Source organism: Amycolatopsis sp. NPDC033938 (assembly GCF_055575975.1).
The window spans coordinates 502770-522229 of sequence record NZ_JBVIRO010000003.1 but is presented as its reverse complement, the minus strand read 5'-3'; the positions used below and the strand labels follow the sequence as shown (position 1 = coordinate 522229).

Below are 19460 nucleotides of genomic sequence, written 5' to 3'. Positions count from 1 at the left end.
TTGGGCGGTCAGGCGTCTTCGTCCTGGGCCGCGGCGCGGATCGCGTCCGCGAGCACCCGCATCGACGCGGACGAACCCGGGTTCAACAGCACGTCCACACCTCGCGGGGGCAATGCCTCGGCCAGCTCCTCGACGGTGACGTCCAGCCAGTGAAGGTCGTCTCCGACGCGTTCACGGTGGCCGTGGGAAGTGGTCACCTGAACCGACGGCACCCCGTCCGGTGCCGGCTTGATCACCGCGACGCCTTGGTCGTCCGTGGCTATACCGAGCATCGTGTCACGGAGCACGACGGAAAACTGGTCCGCGACGTCCTGACCGTCGGCGAGGGCGCGGAGCACCGCGTCCACGGGATCCAGTGGAGAGCCGGGCGTGCTGGGCCGATAGCCGGGATTCGGGTGGAAGCGGCTCGGATCTCCCGCCTCGTCGACGACCCACGCGCCCAGGACCACCTGCGGCGGCAGTTCCCGTTGCTCTTCACCCATCCTGAACTCAGGGTCGAGCAGTAGCAGCAGCCTGCCTCCGGCAGCGGTCTCCTCGGGCTGTTCACTCATGCTCTCCCCTTCCGAACGCGATCACACTGTGCTCGTTCTTTTCCTCGGCCGGTCCGGAAATGGGGCGCACGGACAGAATACCCACCGCCGCGGCCGAGACCGCTCGATTCATCAACACCGAATGCGCGATAAGGCAAGTTCACTGACCGAAGGAACCGAGAGGAGCTGGTCCACTGATGGCGAACGACACCGCGATCTGGAGAACCGGGTCCTGTTGATGAACCCCGGCTGAGAGCACCGACCGATCCCCTGGACGCCTCACTGCGGTCGGTGCTGCGTGTCAAGACCAGGTGGAACAAATCCAGTTGACGCTGCGTGACTCGCTCTTCGACATCGCGATGGACGCATCAGCTCGCCGGACTGGCGTCGTCTCGACCTCGGTGAACTCGTGGACTACTCGCCGAGGACGTCGACGTGCTGGTCGATCCCCGGACCATGGCGCCTGATTCACGTGATTTAGCGGTCCGCGAGAGGGGGATGAGGGTTCTACTATTGAGGGGTAAGGCAAATGTGGCGTGATTGGCTCGCTGCCTGACGGCAGGCGGGAGCTCCCGTTGAGGTGGGGGGCGTCGCGCGACTGTCCACAAGGGACACCTTTCGAAGAATCGGTGTCCGATTGATGACGCTATGCTCGGTTCTGCGCGGCGTCGTGAGTGGCAATGAGGGTTCTGGCCAAGGGTGTACCTACGGCGGGTGGGTCCGGTGACGGCCGGGCCGTGAAGGACTCCTTGAGGGACCCAGAGTCCCTCAAAGTTCCCCTCACCCGTCGCGGACGACCATCACGAGCCTCAGCAGCACCACCAGTCACACCGGCTGCGCGTGAAGGCCCCCTTCCCTCGGCTCAGCCGAGGAAACTCGACCTTCACACCTTCCCCAGTACATGATGGCCCCCTTCCCCGCGCCTAGCGCAAGGAAGGAGGCCATCATGCACCTCACGCCAGCAAGGCCACAGGACACCAGTAAGTACCTAAGAGAGGGTTCGCTCTAACCCTCATTGCCACTCACGACCCCCGCCCGAAACCGCACAAACCACCCAAGTCAGACAGTCTTCTTCAGAGAAGTGTCCCTTGTGGACGCTATGCGCGGCCCGGCTTCCGTCAGACAGCCCGGTCCCGCGCCGAGGCACGCCATGTTCGCCTTGTCCCTCAACAAGAGGCAAGGCGAACATGGCGTTGCGTGCGATGTCGGCTCGCGCCGCGGTTTTATGTCCCTCCTGGAGTGGCCGGCCTCCCCGAGCCCTCAATAAGCTGTCACGAAAGTGGCTTTCGCAACACCGGGCCGACCCCAGAGCAAGCCACGTTTGCCTTACCTCAGCCGGAAACTAGACGGTGAAGCTCGAATTCGAAATCGATCCAAAGAAACTCTTCGCCGCGGGGCACCATGGCGTAGCTACAGTCCAACAAGTCCTTCAGGTCTTCCGCGCCGACCGTGAAGGTGGCCGCACCGTCCGGGGTCTTCAGATCGATCTGCACGCCTTCGGGATCGGAGACCGACGGACCGATCCGGACGTCACCCTCCCCCGTGGGCTCGAGCAGGCCGGCCGCGAGGAGTTCACGTGAGAACAGCCAGTCGATCTCGTTCGGGGTGCCACGCAGGAAGCAGGCCTTGATCGCGAAGGGATCGCTGGTGTCATAGCAGAGTTCGACTTCGACGAGCGTGTCATCGACATTCGGGAGCGCGCGCACGAAGACCACATCGTGACTGTGCACCACGTGCTTGATCGAGACGTTCTCGGACGTTGATGGGACTATCTCGTTGTTCATGGTCCCAGTGTTGACGCCGAGACTTCATTTCCGCTAAACACGCCGGTCCCGGCCACGAAACCGCCGATCGGGTACTGGCTCATCACGCTGAGCCGGCGACGACGCGTCGTTCGCTCCCGAGGATCAGTCGCTGACCCAGCCGTGCGACAACGCCAACGCGATGAAACCCTGCCGGATCTCGACGATCTGCTGGCCGGTCAGCATCGGGACGCCGAGCAACAGCACTTCGGTGACCTCCTCGCGCAGATCCTGGGCGGTGAGAACGTCATGGTCACCATGGCGGACGGACGGTCCCCGGTCGGCCCTGGCCGGGATTTCCTGGATACCGCGATCGAGCAGCGTGACGTCCGACGCCTTCAGCCCGCGGGGGCCTTCCTCTGTGGTGAACTGGACCTGTACCCCCGCCGCGAGCAGCCGCTTGTCGAAGGTCAGATCGTTGACATGCAGGAAGACATCTTCGTCGCCGCTGTCCGGCGCCACGAAGCCGTAACCCCGCAGCTCGTCGTAACGGATCACTTTGCCGGTCATCAGCATGGATTGTCTCCCTGGACTTTCTTCCGCGGTGTCAGGCCGGCGGTTTCCCCGCACACCGAGCCGAATACCGCACCGACCCTATCGCCCGGGTCGGCATCATCGTCGCGATCAGGGTTTCCTTGCCTGGGACAAGGCGTTTCCGACCGGGAACTGTGCCCGAAGTTCTCCGGATACCTCAGGCCTGCCCCAGCTTCCGGACGTGGTCGATCGGACAGTCACCGGTCGGGACCAACGCGATGATCGGCGTCGACAGGCCACTGTCGACATAGGACTGAATTCGATCACGGCAGTGTTCCGGACCGCCGTGCACGACGAGCTCGTCCACGACCTCGTCGGGGATCACCTCCATGGCCTCGCGGCGATCACCACGGGCCCAGGCTGCGTGCATCGGCGCGAGGGCCTCGCCGCGGCCCAGCCATTCGTGGAAGGCGGCGTAGACGGGCACTGTCAGGTAGCCGGTGATGAGTCTGCGGGCGACCCGGCGGGCCAGGGCCTTGTCCCGGGTGGGGCAGACGAAGACGCGGGCAGCCAGTTCGATGTCCTGTCCGACCTCTTTGCGAATCCGGGGTACGTCGCCGGGCGCGAGCCAATTGGTGATCGCGCAATCGGCCTCCCGTGCCGCCAGCCTCAGCATCTCCGGCCGCAACGCGGCGAGCGCCAGCGCCGGTGGTGGATCGACCGGATGCTCCAGGCGGAAGTCACTGACCGAAAAGGTCTCGTAATCCTCGCTCACTCTTTCGCCCGCCAGGGCGGCCCGCAAGAACCGCAAGGTGTCCCGGACCCGGCGGAGCGGGGTCGCGTATTCCGTCGCGTTCCACTTCCGCACGATCACCGGCGACGACGCGCCGATTCCCAGGACGAAACGGCCCGGCGCGAGCCCGGCCAGTGTGGCCGCGTTCATCGCCAGCAGTGCGGGGCCACGGGTGTACACCTGAGCGACGGCGGTACCCAGCCGTAGTCCCGGCGCCCATTGGGAGGCCAGCGCCAACGGCGTGAAGGCGTCGGTACCCGCCTTTTCGGACGTCCAGAGGTCGGTGTACCCGAGATCCGGGAGTTCTTCGACGATCTCCCGATGCCGCGCGAGAGGTACTCCGGGCAACGGGATGGTGATACCCCACCGGTCCATGTTCTCTCCTCGGGCACCGCCGTCCTCAGGACTTGCCTGCCCGCTTGCTCGCCTGGGGCCGCCAGATCGGATACAGCGACGGACCGCCCTCGAGGGTGATCGCCTCACCGAGGCGAACCTGTCCGAGCCGCTCGTACAGAGCGAGATTGCGCAGGCAGCTGGCTTCGCCGTACACGCCGGCGTCCGCGCCGTCGGCCAGGGCGAACTGGGCCATCTTGAGCCTGGTACCGAGTCCCTTGCCCTGCTGCCCGGGAACAGCCGAGAGGTAGGTTCCGTAGAGATGTGGCGGCAGGTTTCGCGGGTGATTGTCGTTGAGCAGGTTCATGAAGGCCACCGCTCGCTCCGCCTGATCGTCCAGCTCCTTCTCCAGTCGCGCCAGGACATCGGCATGGTCTTGCGCGGTGGGCAGGACCGACGGTGGATAGAACAACGAGGTCGCGCTGAAGTCTTCGATCTGCAGGGCAAGGCCGCCACCGGCGAACGTCGATTCCACGATGACGGTGAAGAAGCGCCGGTTGGCTTCGGCCCGGCGTTCCGGGTCCGGGAAGATCCACGAGAAGACCGGGTCTGCGAAGAAGGCCTGAGCGTAAACGTCGACCAGGGTGTCAACCCGGTCCTCGGGGACACGGCTGATGGTGGGCAAGGTGAACGATCCTCTCGGTCGGGGAAACGAGTTCGGCCGGTCATCACCCGGCGGAACGCGCTCGCTGTGCCACCGCGTGCCGGGCGACGTCGGCGTGGGTCGTGAACCACACGCCGGGGCGGGCCGCGATGTAGGCCAGCAGCTCGCGCAATACCTTGATCCGGGAACGGTGTCCGATGATGTGCGGGTGGAGGGCGAGGGTGAACAGACCCCCCTCGGTGTAGGCCGCGTCGAACTCGTCCTGCCAGATTCGCAGGACTTCGTGCGGCGCCAGTACCTGCTTTCCCAAGGCGTCGTCGGGAAAGTACGGAGCGTCGTCGCGGATCCAGGAAACCGGGACCTCCGTCACCCCCGTCGCTTCACCGCGGTGCAGGAGCTCGTACGGCTGGTCGTCGGCCATGAGCGACGAGTCGTACTCGAGACCCAGTTCCCGAATGATCGGCAGCGTGTGCGCGGTGAAGTCCCAATACGGGGTGCGTAAACCGACCGGACGGGCCCCGGCGGCGATTTCCATCGCCTCCGCGCTGCGCAGGGCCAGCTCCCGCTCCTGTCCGGCCGTCAGATCCCCGCATTTTTCGTGGATCCATCCGTGGAGGCCGATCTCGTGCCCGTCGGCTCGCACCGCGGCGAGGCCGGCGGGATCGAGCTCGGTGGACACCACGGGATAGAAGAAGGTGGCGGGAACGGAATGCGTTCGGAGGGTCTCGAGGACCCGGGGCAGGCCGACACGGGCACCGTACTGGCCCTGGGAAAGAAGACCGGGCCCGTCCATACCCCGGGACAGGACGAGGGTCTCGTTGTCGACGTCGACCGAGATCGCGACGGCCACGGTGGCGTTGCGAGGCCAGGCCCCGAGTTCCAGTGCGTTCGAGGCACCGACCTCGTCCACCATGGACCGCCACCGCGTTTCCGGCCATTCCCAGGGAGCGGATCGCGCGTTCGACATCATCCAGCCCTTTCTCGCTCACGTGGCCGTGCATATGCTTTCCTGTGCCGATTCTTCTTCGGCAGGACGGAACTTACTCACCCTTGACAGATCTTGACGGGGATAAGCGCGAGCGGCGAACTTTCGTCCATCCACTTTGCCCCGGATCTCCTCGACGACGGCCGGATTGTCGCCTGCCGTCAGTGTCGGCTCCGCTCCCGCAACGTCATGAATTTCGGCGAAAGATGCACATTGGGGCACTTCATCGCGCTTTGCACCGGCTTCGCTTTTCGACCGGCGTCAGAATGACCGATGACCGGCGACCCTTCGGGAGCGATGATGACCCACCCGTTCACCCCTGAGCTTCACGGCATACTCCTCCGCACCGCCGGCTGGCTGCCCGACGACACACTCAGCCATGCCCGCGGCATGCTGGCGGAGCACCGGTGCGGTGACGTCGCCCGGCTGTTGGTGTTCGCGGGGAGGCGGACGACACTGCCGCTGACCGAGGACGACCTCGATGTGCTGGGTGAACTGCTGGAGACCGAGGGCGGCGACCCCAGTTCACTGGCCGATGTGGAACTCACACCCGACGACGTTCCGCCGCCGTGGCGGTTTTCGGCGGAATGGGACGAGTCCGGCGAAGGCGAGCAAAGCGAGGACACGAACAACGCGATGCTGATCTCCGCGCTCGCCGAACAGGACCTGCTCGCCACCGCGACCGGCGAACCCGGACTGCGCGGCCTGTGGAGCGTCGTGCGCAGCCCCATCGACGACGCGCCTTATCCGCCCCCTCGCGTGGTGTATGTGGCCGAGATCGACGACGAGCACGAGGAAGCCTCGGCCCCTGCCGAACTGGCAGGACGCCTCCAGGAGAGCCTGATCGCCGCCGGCGAACGCGACCCGCAGGTCGAGGTGATCCCACTGGGAACCGGCGGCCTTCGCTATCAGCGTGTCGCGCAGCAGAACGGCAGGCTGCTCTGGGCCGCCGACACCGACTCCGAGGTCCAGGTGGCCAGGGTCTTCGACAAGGTCGACCCCGAATCGGGGCCCGTGTTCGATCCCGACCGGCCGAAGATCACAGACGATCGCGAGCGGGAGAAGATCTGCGAGTATCTCGAGTCGGCCACGTTGCTGCTCGTCACTTCGGTGCTGCTGGACGACATCGTCGAACCCGAACGCGGGGCGATCGTGCCGACGAATTTCTACACCGACGGATCCTGGGTGTGGACCGACTCGATCACCTACTACCTCCGGGAGCACCACCTGATGCCGGATCCCGAATTCGTCGCCTATATCAACGAAATCGACGGTCCGCCGCCGATTCCGGACAGCGTGGCGCTCGGCCGGGTCATGAAGGCACTGACCCCGTCGGCCGACGGCGAGCACGCCCGTACATAGAGAATTCATGAAGTCGCCGCGCACAGAATGGAAGCCGAGCATTCCGAAGGGATGCGGAGACGACAACAGGATCGTGAGCAGAATGGCGGGTTCCATGGGAACGGTCTCTTCCGGAGCTACTGTCAAGGTGCTGGACGGAGTATCACCGAAACTGCTCGCGGCCGCCCAGTTCTACAAGGCCAATTTCGCCTGGGACGTCGAAGTTCAGGGTAACTCGCTGCTACTGTGCCTCTCCGGTGGCATGGCGGCGGTCTCCGTGCCGTTCCGGGGTGGCGAACACCTTTTCGCCGCGACCGCCGCTTTGCCTCGTGGTCCGATGTTGCTGGTGCCCGGTGCGCCGTTCCGAGCGTTCGCGCTCGTCGAATCGGACGACTGCGTGGTCTCGGACGCGGAGCTGCCGAAAGGCGTGCTGTTCCACCGTTCCCCCACCAAGGCCTTGCTGCCGCCGACGGTCACCTCACGCGGCGCCGTGCAGTGGCTGCGCGAACCGTCGCCGAAGGACCGTTGGCTGCCCGTGGCCTCCGGGGTCATCGCCGCGCTTTCCCGGCCGCAGTGGCGGTCACACCGGTATCCCCTGATCCGGGCGGCGCGCGGCGAGTTCAGCTGATCGCTCCGGACCGGAGCGCCAGCATGACCATCCGCGACCGGTCGCCGGTGTGCAGCTTCCTGGAAATTCGAGCGAGATGTCCTTTGACGGTGTTCACGGACAAGGCGAGCTCGATACCGATCTCCCGATTCGACTTCCCGTCCGCCACCTGCGAAAGAATCTCGAGCTCGCGCTCGGACAGGCTCCGCACGGGCTCATCCCGGATGGTCCTGCCGGCGGGCGGAGCGGGCTCGAACCTGTCGACCAGGTAGCCGACCGCGTTCGCGGCGAAAGCGGCGGTCGCCGGTGCCGGATCCTCGTCGGACGCGATCACGATCACGCGTTTCCGGCCCTGCCGGCGCAGGCCGCTGACCAGTTCGGCCACTTCGCGCGGAGCCTGGCACGTGTGCAGCAGGACGAGGTCGTAGCTCTCCGTCCCGGAGGCCGCCACCCGTACACCGTGATTCCGGCGTCTGCCCGGATGCGGGTCCACCAGCAGTGCCCGGAACCTGTCCGGGACCGACCGGCTCGGCTGCCCGGTGAGTTCATGATGCCCGTTCTCGACGTCGGAGAAAAGTACATGATGGCCCCCTTCCTTGCGCCTAACGCAAGGAAGGGGGCCATCATGTACTGGCCGTAGCCACTCACGACCCCGCCCCTAGCGAGCTTCGGTGTCGTCCACGTCGTAGATCTCGCAGCCGGTGATCCGGATCAGCACCCGACCATCCCTTGTGGACGCCTCGTCGACGTTTTCGGCGGCGACGTGGTTGAGCACGATGCCGTCGGGGTTCGCACGGGAGACCGGGCCGTCGCCTCCCGCGGTGAAGAAGTCGATCCGCCCGATCGCCCGGGGAACGGCGAGCAGGTGGACGCCGTTCTCGTCCGTCCGCAACATCCGTGTCCGAGCCAGAGCGTCCAGCAGGACCGAGGGGACCGGCGGATTCTCCTGTAGTGCGCGGTCCGATTCGGTCACCGGGCGCACGTACGACCACCGGGCACTCGAGCCGCGAGGGCCTTCGACCAATTCGGAGGTCGCCTGGAAGACACCGCCGAGGTAGACACCGCTACCCGGTCGGTAGTACGGATCGTCCGACCGCTTCCCCGTGACCCGGTCCGCCGCCCTCGGCGGCGACGCGAGGGGTCCCAGTTCGGCGACGCAAGTGAAATGCGGCCGGTCGCGACGCAGCACCCGGCCACGCCGGTCCACGACGTCACTGGTGATCCGAACCTCCACCAGCACCTTCTCGCCTTCGTGGCCGGTGACCGTCGCCGTCACCCGGTAAGGGCTTCCGGGCCGGGCCTTCGGAGCCACGAACGCGTGGAACCGCAGATCGCGCAGGGCGCTCACCGGGCGGTCAGGGAACAGTTCCGTCGCCGCTTCGGCCGCGACCGTGGCGAGGCCGGTGCCGTGCAGGGTGGGTTTGTCGTTCACGAGGTGGTCAGCGAGGAATCCGGCTGTCCGCTCCCCCAGTTCGAGCACCCACTCCGCGGAGCCGGCGTCGAACCGGTACGGCGTGCCGAGCAGCCAAGGCGCCCGAGCCGGACGATTCCGCACGAAACCGGGGAACTGCTGGGAAAAGGTCTCCCGCTCCCTCGGGTTGAGGAAGGCGACCAACGGCTCGGAAGCCGGGAACCGGGTCAGTTCCGCGACAAAGTGCCGCACCCCTTCGGCGGGGTTGAGCGGGGCCATGATCCCGGCTCGCTCGTTGTTGCCCTGCATCAGATCGGAACCACCCATGCCGACCTCGGACCAGATCGGCCACACCAGCGTGCGTTCTTCGAGACCCCGGGCGAAAGTGTTCGCCCTGGCCGCACCGTGGAGGAAGTCGTTACCCGGTGCGTAGTCGGTTTCCCCCGGCAAGCCGACCAGACCGGCCACCGAGCCGAAGTTGCACCACGAAAGGGGCTGCGCGTCGCCGAACGCTTCCTTGAGATTGTGGTATCCGCGCCGTTTCACGTCGCGGATCCGGCGCAAGCCGTCAAGGGTGATCCGCGAGATGTCCCCGCCGTTGTGCAGGCCCGCACCGTGAACGAGCAGGTCGACCAGCGGGGCCGTCTCCCGGATCTGCCGGATCGCCGCGGTGACCTCCTCGGCTGAGTTGAGATCACAGGAGAGATAGTGCACCGCGTCCTCACCGCACAACGCACGGAGTTCACGCAGGTTCAGCAACGACTCGCGGGCGTTGAGCAGTTTGGCGAACCTCGCGTTCAGCTCGCGGACCGGCAGGTCCGGTCGCTTCGCGCGTTCGGTGGCGATGAACTCGCCACGAAGGCGGTTCAAGTCGGCGTCCGGCGCGTCGAGGAGGCTTTCGGGCACCTCCCGCAGTTGTGACGATCCGAGGAGCCAGAGCCGGATCCGTTGTGCGGCGGCGAGTTCCTTCATACACGCCGCCGTGATCCCACGGGCGCCGCCTGTGGTCACCACGACGGCGCCGGGGCGAAGGACCGGGCCGATCTCGTCGAGATCCGACGGCGAAGCCACGATCGTCGTCCGCAGCCGCTTCCCGTCGCGGTGGATCACCACGGGATTCCCGCCGTAGTTCGCCAGTTCCCGGTTGACCACGGCCCAGTCCGAGGGGCCGATGACCACGGCGAGCCGGGCGCCGCGCAGATCCCAAGCGAGGCTGCTCACCAGTGCCGAGAAGAGTCCGGTGTCAGGGTGGGGCACACCACCCGCGAGAGCGTCGTCGATCACCACGCCGAGCGACCCGCCGTCGTCGATACGGTCGCGGCAGGCCTTCGCGGCGAGGAAAAGCGCCTCGTGGGTGAGCACGAGGTCGTCGTCCGCCGAGTTCGGCCAGCCCGCATCACGCGTCGAAACGACGATGCGGACGTGGGAAAACCGGCCATCGGCGAGGGACACCTGCTCTTCGACCGGCACAGCAGCGTCCAGCTCCCGGACGACGGCACCCGATTCGCGCACGGCCGCGGGTACCAGTTCCGCGCATCCCGGCTGAGCGAGGACCAGCCAGTCGGGACCAGGCGGAATCGTCCAGCTTTCGGCCACCGGTTCGAGATCCTCGGCCAAGGAACAGACGTAGCGATCGTTGCGCCGGACCGGCTTGGTACGGGCGGGCGCGGTGAGAGTCACCGTCGGGGCCGGGAAAGCCCCGGTGATCTCGCGCCGAGGCGTCTCGTCCAGCGTGGCGAGCGCGGTGAGCAGGTCGATCGCGCCGTGAGCGCCGAGGTAGTCGCGCTCGGGAGCGCCGGGCTCCGTCCCGGACGTCACCGGTGCCTCCGTCGAGATCTCGCACAGCACCGGCCAGCCGGCCGCGACAGCGTCACCGCGGCGCGCCAAAGCCAGCAGGAAGGCGCCCTCCCCCAGCGCCTCCCGGCCAAGGAGCGTCTCCAGTTCCGGGGTGCTGTTGCCGTTGACCGCGAGCACGAGCGCGAGGTCGAGGGTGCCTTCGCGCAGGTACCGTCGCGCGATGTCGACGGCGTGGAGGGTCGCCGCCTGCCCCGCGTCGGCGAGCAGCACCGGGCCGTTGAGGTCGTAGTGGTTGGCGATCCGGGCCGGGATCACGTTGCCCATCAGACCGGGCTGGCTGTCCTGTGTGGTCACGGGCGTCGTCTCCCGCACCAGTTTGACGGCGGCCTCGGCCGCCACGGCGAAGTCGTCCTCGGACAGTCCTGGCGGGTTCCAGGACAGAAGATCGTCGGCGTAGCAACGCAAGGCCGTCTCCAGCCACGTCGTCGCCGGACCGTAGTGCGCGCCGATCACCCCGGTGGTCGGCTCGATGCCGCGCCAGAGCAGACCGTTCTCCGTCACGAACCGATCGGCGACCTCCAGCGCCATCAGCTGTGTCCGGTCGACCGCGTTGGACGCGGCGGGTGGCATCTTCGTGACGCGCACCGCCGGTGCCGGATACGGCGAGGGGAAGGCCTCGGCTTCGGCCGGTGGCTTCCCCGCCCGGAGCCGGTCGAGCACCGTGGCGCCGTCGGGTGCTCCGGGAAGATGCGCGGACCAGCCCACCAGGACGATCGGCTCGTCGTCGTGAACGGCCTCCGGTTTGCTGCGGACCACGGGCGTACCGGGTGCGGGTTCCTTCCGCAGCAACAGATGTCCATTGGTGCCACCGAAGCCGAATCCGGAGACACCCACGGTGGGCGACGACGCGGGCAGCGGTGTGTCCCGCACCGGGACGGTGACCCGGTGCGATTCGAGCAGTTCATCTTGTTCGGGGACGGGCCGTTGCGCGGGTACGAGGCCGTCACGCAGGCCCAGCACGGCATGGATCACCGAGACCGCGCCCGCGGCCCATCCCGTGTGCCCGACCAGCGACTTGTTGGAGGTGCACAGCACCGGAACGGCCGGGGCTGCCGCGTCGAGAGCGGCGAGTTCGACGGTGTCACCCGCCCTGGTGCCGGTGCCGTGCCCGACGATCCAGCCGATTTCTTCCGCGGGCACCCGCGATGCCGTGCCCGCCCTCGCCACCGCCAGCCCCTGGCCACGGGCGTTCGGCGCCGCGATGGCGCGACCCCGGCCGTCCGCGGCGGCACCGAAGCCGGAGAGGACGGCGAACACTTCGTCGCCGTCGCGCCGGGCGTCGGAGAGACGGCGCAACGCGATGACGGCGGCACCGTCGGAGAACAGCGTCCCGTCGGCCGACCGCTGGTAGGAGGCGACCTTGCCCGCCTTGCTGAGCCCGGAAAGCTTGCCGAACAACACGTTGAAACGTGGGGTGACCATGAAATAGCCCCCGCAAAGGGCCAGTTCGGATCGGCCCTCCAGCAGCGCGGACATTCCCTGGTCGAGGGCGTACAGCGAAGACGAACAGGCCGTGTCGACCACGGTGAACTCGGTGTCCGCCGGAAGAAGTCCGTCGATGGCGTGCCGGACGATCCCGTCCGGCAGATGTCCCGCGGCCTGCCCGCTGTCGAGGTCGTAGCGGGTGCGCAGGGCGGCACGGAGTTCGTCGAGCGAAACCGGTTCTTCTCCCGGCCACTGCTCGGCGAGCCGCCGGGCGTAGCCCTCCACCACCATCGCCTGCTCGAAGTGCTGGTCGCCGTCGGAACAGGCCCCGATATGGCAGCTGGTCTTCAGGCCGCGGACCGCCGAAGCAGGCAGGGCCTGCCGCAGCGCGCCGCGCAGCCAGGACGCGGACAGGCTCGCCTCCGGAGCGACGTCGTCGGCCCGGCCCTTCCGGACGAAGCCGGAGACACCGGCATAGGTACGGTCCCGCTCTCCCGGTGACGCCGCCCAGAAGGTCTCGTCCGGGTAGCGGTCCCCCGGCGCGGAGAACGCGGGTGACCCGGTCCGCAGCAGGTTCCAGAACTCTTCCGGTGATTCCGCTCCGGGTACGACCAGGCCCATGCCGACGATCGCGACGCAGTCGTCCTCGGCGTCGACCACCGGCTCGGTGCGCGCCGGGGCTGGTGCGACGACCGGCTCCGGAGTGGTGGTCTGGGATGCGGGCATGGCGGTGGCCACGATCCGCTCCCGCCCGCCCCAGGTGCCTCCGGCGCGGATCAACGCTCCGCCCAGCCGGAGACCGCCGTCGTTGACGACCTCTTCGCCGGTCATCCAGGACGCCTGGTCCGACGCCAGGAAGGCGACGAGTTTCGCGTTCTCTTCGAAGGTGCCCAGCCGGTTCAGCGGCGTGCCCGCGACGGTGGCTTCGAGCACCTTTTCGCTGTCCGGGAACAGCTCGACGGTCCGGCTTTCCAGCATTCCGGCGGACGCCATGTTGACCCGGATGCCGTATGGCCCGAATTCGACGGCGAGGTATCGAGTGAGCTGTTCCAGCGCGCCCTTGCAGACGGCCGGGCACAGGTAGTTGTCGATGACCACGCTCGTGCCGATCGAGCCGAGGTTCACGATGGCGCCGCCGTGTTCCCGCATCAACGGGAACGCGGCCCTGGAACAGCGCCGCGGACCGTGCACATTGGTGTTGATCGCGCGTTCCCAGTCGTACTCGGTCAGCACCTCCGGCGGTTCGAAGACACCGCGGGCGGCGTTGTTGACCAGTACATCGAGCCGCCCATGCCGCAGTCCGATCTCCGCGAACATCGCGTCCACGGACTCGGCCTTCGCCACGCTGGCGCGCAGGCCCTCCGCCGAGCCCCCGGCGGAGACGATGTCCTGGACGGTCTCTTCGGCCGCTGCCTCGTCATGGAACCAGTTGACGATGACATGGGCGCCGCGTCCGGCCAGTTCGTGCGAGATCGCCCGGCCCTGCCCCTTCGAGCCGCCGGTGATCAGGCAGATCTTGCCGTGGAAGTCCTGGCCGTTCACACGCGCTCTCCCTGATGCCTCAGTTCGACGATCAGCCCGGCGATGGATTCGAGGGTCGTGTAGTCGGTGATCCGGATGTGATCGGCCTCGGGAACGTCGTAGCGTTTCCTCGCCCGTTGCAGGAGCTCGGTCTGGCGGATGGAATCGATACCGAGATCGGCCTCGAGTTCGACGCCGGTCTCGAAGACGTCGGCGGGATAGCCGACGGCTTCGGCATACAGGGTCTTGAGCTCGTCGAGCACCTCCGGCTCGGAGAGATCTTCTCCCTCGTCACCGGTTTCGCTCGATACCGAAGTGACCCGCTGGCTGGGCACCGGTTCGACGGGTGCCGCCGGGACGGGCGTGGGCACGACCGGCGTCACGGGCGCCGTCGTCTCCGAGCTTTCGGGTCCGGCCTCGAGACGGCGTACCTCGGCCAGCACACCCGTATGGTCGGCACGGCGGCGGAACGGCGCGCTGGTGCTGATCCCGGCCACGGTCGCGCTCGCGAGGTCCACCAGCGTCGACCGCGCGCCGCACTCCACGAACCGGGTCTCGCCCTCCCCTCGGACCGCGTGCAGGGCGTCCAGGAAACGCACCGGCCGGACCAGATGGCTCGACAGCACCTCCAAGACGTCCTCGGGCGTCTCCACGCGACGCCCGAGGACCGGCGAGTAGACGGCGATACGCGGCACGCGCGGAACGATCGTGGCCAGCGTGCGGGCGAAAAGTTCGTTGGCTTCGCCGAGGAGACGGCGGTTGTGGAACGGGTATGGCACCCGGAGGACGGTGGCCTTGACACCCAGTTCGCCGGCGACGGACGCCAGACGGGCGACGGCCTGCCCGGAACCGGAGACCACCACCTGGTCATAGGCGTTGTCCGCGGCGACGGTGAGGCTGCCGTCGGCCATCGCGGCGACGAGGTTCTCCACCCGCCGGAAGCCCGCTTCGACGGCGACCATTCCCCCGGTCGCTCCTGAAGCCCGTAACGCCCGGTCACGCGCCACCACGAGGGTGACGCCTTCTTCCAGGGTCAAGGCGCCGGAGACCACCAACGCGGCGAACTCGCCGAAACTGTGGCCCATGAGCAGCGCCGGTGAAAGGCCGAACTCCTCCTGGTAAAGCCGTGCGGCCACGATCTGGGAAGCGAAGATCGCCAGGCTCAGCGTCGGGACGTCGTTCTCCAGAAGGTGGTCCAAGGTGGGCGAGGCGGGATCGGTGAGCAGGTACGTCACCGCGGGACCACCTGTCCGTAACGAATATCCATCCAACCGGCCGAGTTCGGCGGCCATGACGGGAAACGCCTGCTCACTGCCACTGAAGACACCGGCCAGGTAAGCGCCCTGGCCCGGGAAAAGAAAGGTCGAAGAAAGAGGATTCGCCTGCACGGGAACTCCGGATGTCTCGGTTTCGCGCTGCATTTCACACCAAAAGGAGAATACGATTCCGCACGACAGAGAATAACACGTTCGAGTGTTATTAGATAAGCTTCGGCCCTTTTGTGCAGTAAAAGGCGAAAAACATGCACTTTGCCCACCAGGCCTTTTTCATCCTCGGGTTCCGAGGCGGGTGGGTCGTGAGTGGTGAGTGTCGTCAGGACGGCACCTCTCCCAAGTACCTGCTCGTGACCTGCGGCCTGGCACCTGTACTGGGGAAGGTGTGAAGGTCGAGTTTCCTCGGCTGAGCCGAGGGAAGGGGGCCTTCACGCGCAGCCGCTGTGACCGGTAGTGCTGCTGAGGCTCGCGATGGCCTTCCGGGCCGGAAAAGACTCACCGCAAGTAGCGGCCAGAGAATTTCGCATTACGAAAAAGGGCCTCACTTCCTGCGCGACGAGCGGCAGGGAACCACCCCATCCGCAGGCCTCCTCGTGTCAATTGATACGAGGAGTGACGGTCTTTACCGTGAATCACGCCAGCCAGCTTCACTCGATCAATTCGAGGCGAGTTTCGCGAGACTTTACTCGATGTTGTCCGCGCACCTCGCCACACCTCTTCAGAAGCATGCTAATGCGAGCCGCCGTGCCTTCGACTTGGTGGCGCGACTCCGGCATCCGGGCGAGGTCCTTCACCCGAGTGGCCGAACCACGATGTGCGCGATCGTGCAGAATGTGCCGTGAGGACGTGCAGAATGTGCCGGAGGACGTAAGGAGGCCGGATGAAGCTCGATCAACTGCCACAGTGGGCGCTTCCACCGGCGGACCCTGAGTTCATCGGGCCCCAGTTGCCGGAACCGCATCCGAACTGCCAGGCGACGAAGGCGCTGGCGATGCTTACCCGGGGCACGGATCGGCTGGCGACAGCCGCGCAGGCCGAACTCGTGTTCAGCGACGAGGCGTGTTCGCGTGATCCTGGCTGCCTCTGGCATGGAGTGACGATTCTCCTGCGGACCGGTGAACTCGAGAGCGCGGACGCACACGTGTGGAGGTTGGAGCGAGACCGCGCCGGCTTCGCCGATCACGTCGCCCTGATGCGGGCCGAGCACGCCAAGCACTCCGGGGACCTGGTGGGTTCGAGGGCCGCCTTGGCGCGGCTCGCCGGCACGGCGTCCCCCTCCTGCCTGCGTGATCTCGCGGTCCCCCTCTACATCGAAGCGCTCGTCGCGGTCAACGAGGCCGATCTGGCCGATCAGGTTCTCCGCAGGCACGACTTCGGCCTGCTCGCGCGCAAATGGCCGCTCATGCGCCCGTTGCTGCTGGTGGTGCGCGGCTGGCTTCATCTGATCGCGGGCAGGGCCGACGAGGCCTATCGAGACCTGCATGAGTGTTCACGCCTTCCCGTCAGGGACGTGGCGGCCACGTTCTCGGTCGCGCGCCGCAAGGGGCTGCTGGCCTTGACCGCCGCGGCCGCCGGAAAGCCCGATATCGCCGTCACCGCGGCGGCACACGAGTACGAGACCGCGACGGCGTGGCGGTCACACGCCCACATGGCCTGGGGGCTGTATGTCCTCGAGACGATCGAGGACTCCGACCTGCCGTCCGCCCGTTTGAGGGACGCCACCGACCTGCTGGAATTCGCCCGATCCCCCGTCGGGATCGCGACCGTCTGCTACGAACAGGGCAGAAGGCTCGTCGCGTCCGGCCAGCATCTCGAGGGAAAGGCCCAGCTTCTTCGAGCCGAGAAATCGGCTCGGTTCATCGGCGACGCGACCTTGACGGGGAAGATCGAGCACTTGCTGCGCGAACTGGAGACTCCGGTACAGCGGACCACGCTGACCGCGCAGGAGCTGAAGATCGCCGAATTGGCCCAGGACGGCTACAGCAACAAGCAGATAGCGGCTCGCCTGGTGCTCACCGTGCGCACGATCGAGTTCCACCTTTCCAACGTGTACCGCAAACTCGGGATCCGCGGACGGCGCGCGCTGGCAGGCGAGGTCCTGCCTCATCGCCGGACCTGAGCGGTATCGAGAGGTCCGGCTCACCGCCGAGAGATGACCGAACGTGACCGGTGTGGGGAAATCAGGACACTCAGCGTCCCTCTTTCCACCCACCCCTCAACGCGCCACGACACGTTCGGCCTTCACATCGTCCACGCGCACATAGCGGCCGCTCAGGTGATCCGCCGCACCGGTCGCGACGGCGACCAGCGCCTCGGCCGCGACCTCGGTGGAGGTGAAACGCCCGGCTTCACGGGCTCTCAGCGTCCAAGCGAGGATTTCGTCCTCCCAGGGAACCCCCGTCGGGCCGCGATCCAGATGAGCCCTGGTGATGCCGGCGTCCACCAAACCCGGGTCGAACGCCACCGCGACCCGGCCGGTTTCGCCCAACTCACCCGCCAGACTGGCGGTCAACGAGATCAAGGCCGCTTTCGACGCCGCGTAGGCGCTCGCGTTCGGCCAGCCGACCCGGCCGGCCCGGCTCACCACGTTCACCACGCGCCCGGTGAGCACCGGCACTACGGCCCTGGTCACGGCGACCGAGCCGAACAGATTGACCTCGACCGCGCGCCGCCACTCCCGCTCGTCGACCGCCCACAAGGGGCCGGTCGGGCCCGGGGCTCCCGCGTTGTTGACCACGACGTCGAGACCACCGCATTCGTCCATCACCCGGGCGACACCGCTGGTCACGGCAGCCTCATCGGTGACATCGAACGCCACGTGTGCCGCCGTTCCGCCGGCCTGCCGGATCTCCAGTACGGTCTCGGCGAGGGCGTCCTCGTCGCGGCCCGCGACGACCACGTTCGCGCCCGAGGCGCCCAGTGCGAGGGCGAAGGTCTTCCCCAGCCCACGCCCGCCACCGGTGACCAGCACGCGCAAAGCCGGTGGCCGCACCCGTTTGCCGGTCGAGGACCGCGGGATGGCGCTCACCCGTTCGATCGCCCGCACCCGTTTGTGCGGTGCGACCCGCTCGGCGACGTACGCGGTGATCTCCGCCAGCGAGACGGTCTCTTCGAGGACGACGAACGCCTTCGGGATCTCCCCCGCGACCGGGTCGGGCACACCCGCGACGTGGGCTTCGGACACGGCGGGGTGGCTCGTCACCACCTCTTCCAGTTCGACGGGTGAGACCTGATGTCCCTTGTACTTGATCAGGGCTTTCGCCCGCCCGGTGATCCGCAGGAAACCGTCCGCGTCGCGGGTCACCAGGTCACCGGTACGCAGCCAGCCGTCCGCGTCCGCCGAGGCGGGGGCGATCTGGGGCCCGCGCAACCACAGTTCACCGGATTCGGTTCCGTCCGCCGAGCCGAGGAACTTGACCTCGGTGCCAGGAACCAGTACCCCGGTGGACCCCTCCGGCACCTCCACCCCGTCCGGGCTGAAGCTCACGCATCCCGCTTCGGTCATCCCGAAGCCCTGCACCACCGGCACGCCGAGGGCTTGGGCGCACCGGGTGCCGTCCGTCGAAGGAAGCGGCGCGCCACCTGAGACGATCATCCGCAGCGACGGGAGCGGCCGTCCGGTCTTCCCCAGCTCGGCGATGACACTGGGTACCAGGTAGGCGAGGGAGACCCCTTCTTCGGTCACGTCGCGGAGGAAGTCTTCGGCCGAAAACGGGGTGGATCCGAGCACCAGGGTCGCCCCCGCCCGCAGCGACGGGTTCATCGCCATCTGCATGCCGTAGATATGCCGCAGCGGCGGCACCGACAACACCACGTCGTCGGCGCGAACCCGGTGCAGATGGTCGATCTGGCCGAGGTTCGAGGTGAGGTTGCGATGGGTCACCTTGACGAGCTTCGGCACGCCTTCCGTGCCGCTGGAACTCATCAGCACCGCGGTCCGGTCGCCCCCGGACGGCCGAGCCGGAGCCTGCTCGGCCGCGACCGCGTCTTCCCAGGCCGTACCGCCCGGAGTGGTCGCACCGACGCAGACGACCGGCAGCGCGGACTCCGGTGGCTTCAGGGCCGTTTCGGCGATCAGGGCCTTCGCGCCGCTGGTGTCGATCGCGGCCCGCCAGTGCTCCGCGGTGTCCCGCGGGTCGAGCGCGAGCACCACTCCGCCCGCCGCCAGGATCCCGTGGTAGGCCACCACGAATTCGGCGCTGTTCTCGGTCAGCACCACCACGACGTCGTCATCGGTGACCCCGTCCCGCCGCAACCAGCCCGCGAGCCCCGCGACGGCCGCGCGCAACCGCGCGTAGGTCCATTCCCGGCGGGCACCTCGCGAAAGGTCCACTATCGCGAGGTGCTCCCCCGCCGCCGCGGTTGAGCGCAGGACGTGGTCATGGAGATTCACCTCGGCGGGCACTTCCCACGCCGCGGCCTGTTGTGCGTCTCCCACGGCCC

At 67.4% G+C, this 19460-nt stretch carries 13 protein-coding genes; 3 read left to right on the top strand and 10 right to left on the bottom strand.

All coding sequences use genetic code 11. The annotated features are described in order from the left end of the window. Positions 1–8: 8 nt before the first annotated feature. From ACZ5ZX_RS12135 to ACZ5ZX_RS12110, 6 genes are all read right to left on the bottom strand, one after another. On the bottom strand, positions 9–551 hold the full coding sequence (locus tag ACZ5ZX_RS12135) for a type VII secretion system-associated protein (protein ID WP_465502028.1): 543 nt from the start codon (positions 549–551) through the stop codon (positions 9–11). A 1310-nt stretch (positions 552–1861) separates the two neighbouring features. Next, on the bottom strand, positions 1862–2245 hold the full coding sequence (locus tag ACZ5ZX_RS12130) for an SsgA family sporulation/cell division regulator (protein WP_465502027.1): 384 nt from the start codon (positions 2243–2245) through the stop codon (positions 1862–1864). A 192-nt stretch (positions 2246–2437) separates the two neighbouring features. Further along, on the bottom strand, positions 2438–2848 hold the full coding sequence (locus ACZ5ZX_RS12125) for a cold shock domain-containing protein (protein ID WP_465502026.1): 411 nt from the start codon (positions 2846–2848) through the stop codon (positions 2438–2440). A 175-nt stretch (positions 2849–3023) separates the two neighbouring features. Continuing rightward, complete coding sequence (locus ACZ5ZX_RS12120; protein WP_465502025.1) at positions 3024–3974, bottom strand: LLM class F420-dependent oxidoreductase; 951 nt, start codon at positions 3972–3974, stop codon at positions 3024–3026. A 25-nt stretch (positions 3975–3999) separates the two neighbouring features. Continuing rightward, positions 4000–4617: a GNAT family protein gene (locus tag ACZ5ZX_RS12115; RefSeq protein WP_465502024.1), complete on the bottom strand. Its 618-nt coding sequence runs from the start codon at positions 4615–4617 to the stop codon at positions 4000–4002. Positions 4618–4660: 43 nt separating this feature from the next. Further along, positions 4661–5509, bottom strand: coding sequence for a polysaccharide deacetylase family protein (locus ACZ5ZX_RS12110; protein WP_465502023.1), 849 nt, complete (start codon positions 5507–5509; stop codon positions 4661–4663). 345 nt (positions 5510–5854) lie between these two features. On the opposite strand from ACZ5ZX_RS12110, the gene ACZ5ZX_RS12105 reads away from it, so the two are divergent. Then, on the top strand, positions 5855–6943 hold the full coding sequence (locus tag ACZ5ZX_RS12105; protein ID WP_465502022.1) for a hypothetical protein: 1089 nt from the start codon (positions 5855–5857) through the stop codon (positions 6941–6943). Positions 6944–7070: 127 nt separating this feature from the next. Beyond that, on the top strand, positions 7071–7550 hold the full coding sequence (locus ACZ5ZX_RS12100; protein WP_465502021.1) for a hypothetical protein: 480 nt from the start codon (positions 7071–7073) through the stop codon (positions 7548–7550). Here ACZ5ZX_RS12100 and ACZ5ZX_RS12095 read toward each other — a convergent pair. From ACZ5ZX_RS12095 to ACZ5ZX_RS12085, 3 genes are all read right to left on the bottom strand, one after another. Then, on the bottom strand, positions 7543–7980 hold the full coding sequence (locus ACZ5ZX_RS12095) for a LuxR C-terminal-related transcriptional regulator (RefSeq protein ID WP_465502020.1): 438 nt from the start codon (positions 7978–7980) through the stop codon (positions 7543–7545). The two genes, ACZ5ZX_RS12100 and ACZ5ZX_RS12095, sit on opposite strands and share 8 nt — an antisense overlap. Positions 7981–8187: 207 nt before the next feature. Next, on the bottom strand, positions 8188–13764 hold the full coding sequence (locus ACZ5ZX_RS12090) for an SDR family oxidoreductase (protein WP_465502019.1): 5577 nt from the start codon (positions 13762–13764) through the stop codon (positions 8188–8190). Continuing rightward, positions 13761–15131 carry an acyltransferase domain-containing protein gene (locus tag ACZ5ZX_RS12085; protein ID WP_465502018.1) on the bottom strand — a complete coding sequence of 457 codons (1371 nt, stop codon included), beginning with the start codon at positions 15129–15131 and terminating at the stop codon, positions 13761–13763. The genes ACZ5ZX_RS12090 and ACZ5ZX_RS12085 overlap by 4 nt, the downstream gene beginning before the upstream one ends. A 766-nt stretch (positions 15132–15897) precedes the next feature. Between ACZ5ZX_RS12085 and ACZ5ZX_RS12080 the strand changes: the two genes are divergently transcribed. Beyond that, positions 15898–17136 carry a helix-turn-helix transcriptional regulator gene (locus tag ACZ5ZX_RS12080; RefSeq protein ID WP_465502017.1) on the top strand — a complete coding sequence of 413 codons (1239 nt, stop codon included), beginning with the start codon at positions 15898–15900 and terminating at the stop codon, positions 17134–17136. A gap of 96 nt (positions 17137–17232) precedes the next feature. On the opposite strand, the gene ACZ5ZX_RS12075 is transcribed toward ACZ5ZX_RS12080, so the two are convergent. Beyond that, the gene (locus ACZ5ZX_RS12075; RefSeq protein ID WP_465502016.1) at positions 17233–19455 is read right to left on the bottom strand and encodes an SDR family NAD(P)-dependent oxidoreductase; all 2223 of its coding nucleotides are present in this window, start codon (positions 19453–19455) and stop codon (positions 17233–17235) included. Positions 19456–19460 lie beyond the last annotated feature (5 nt).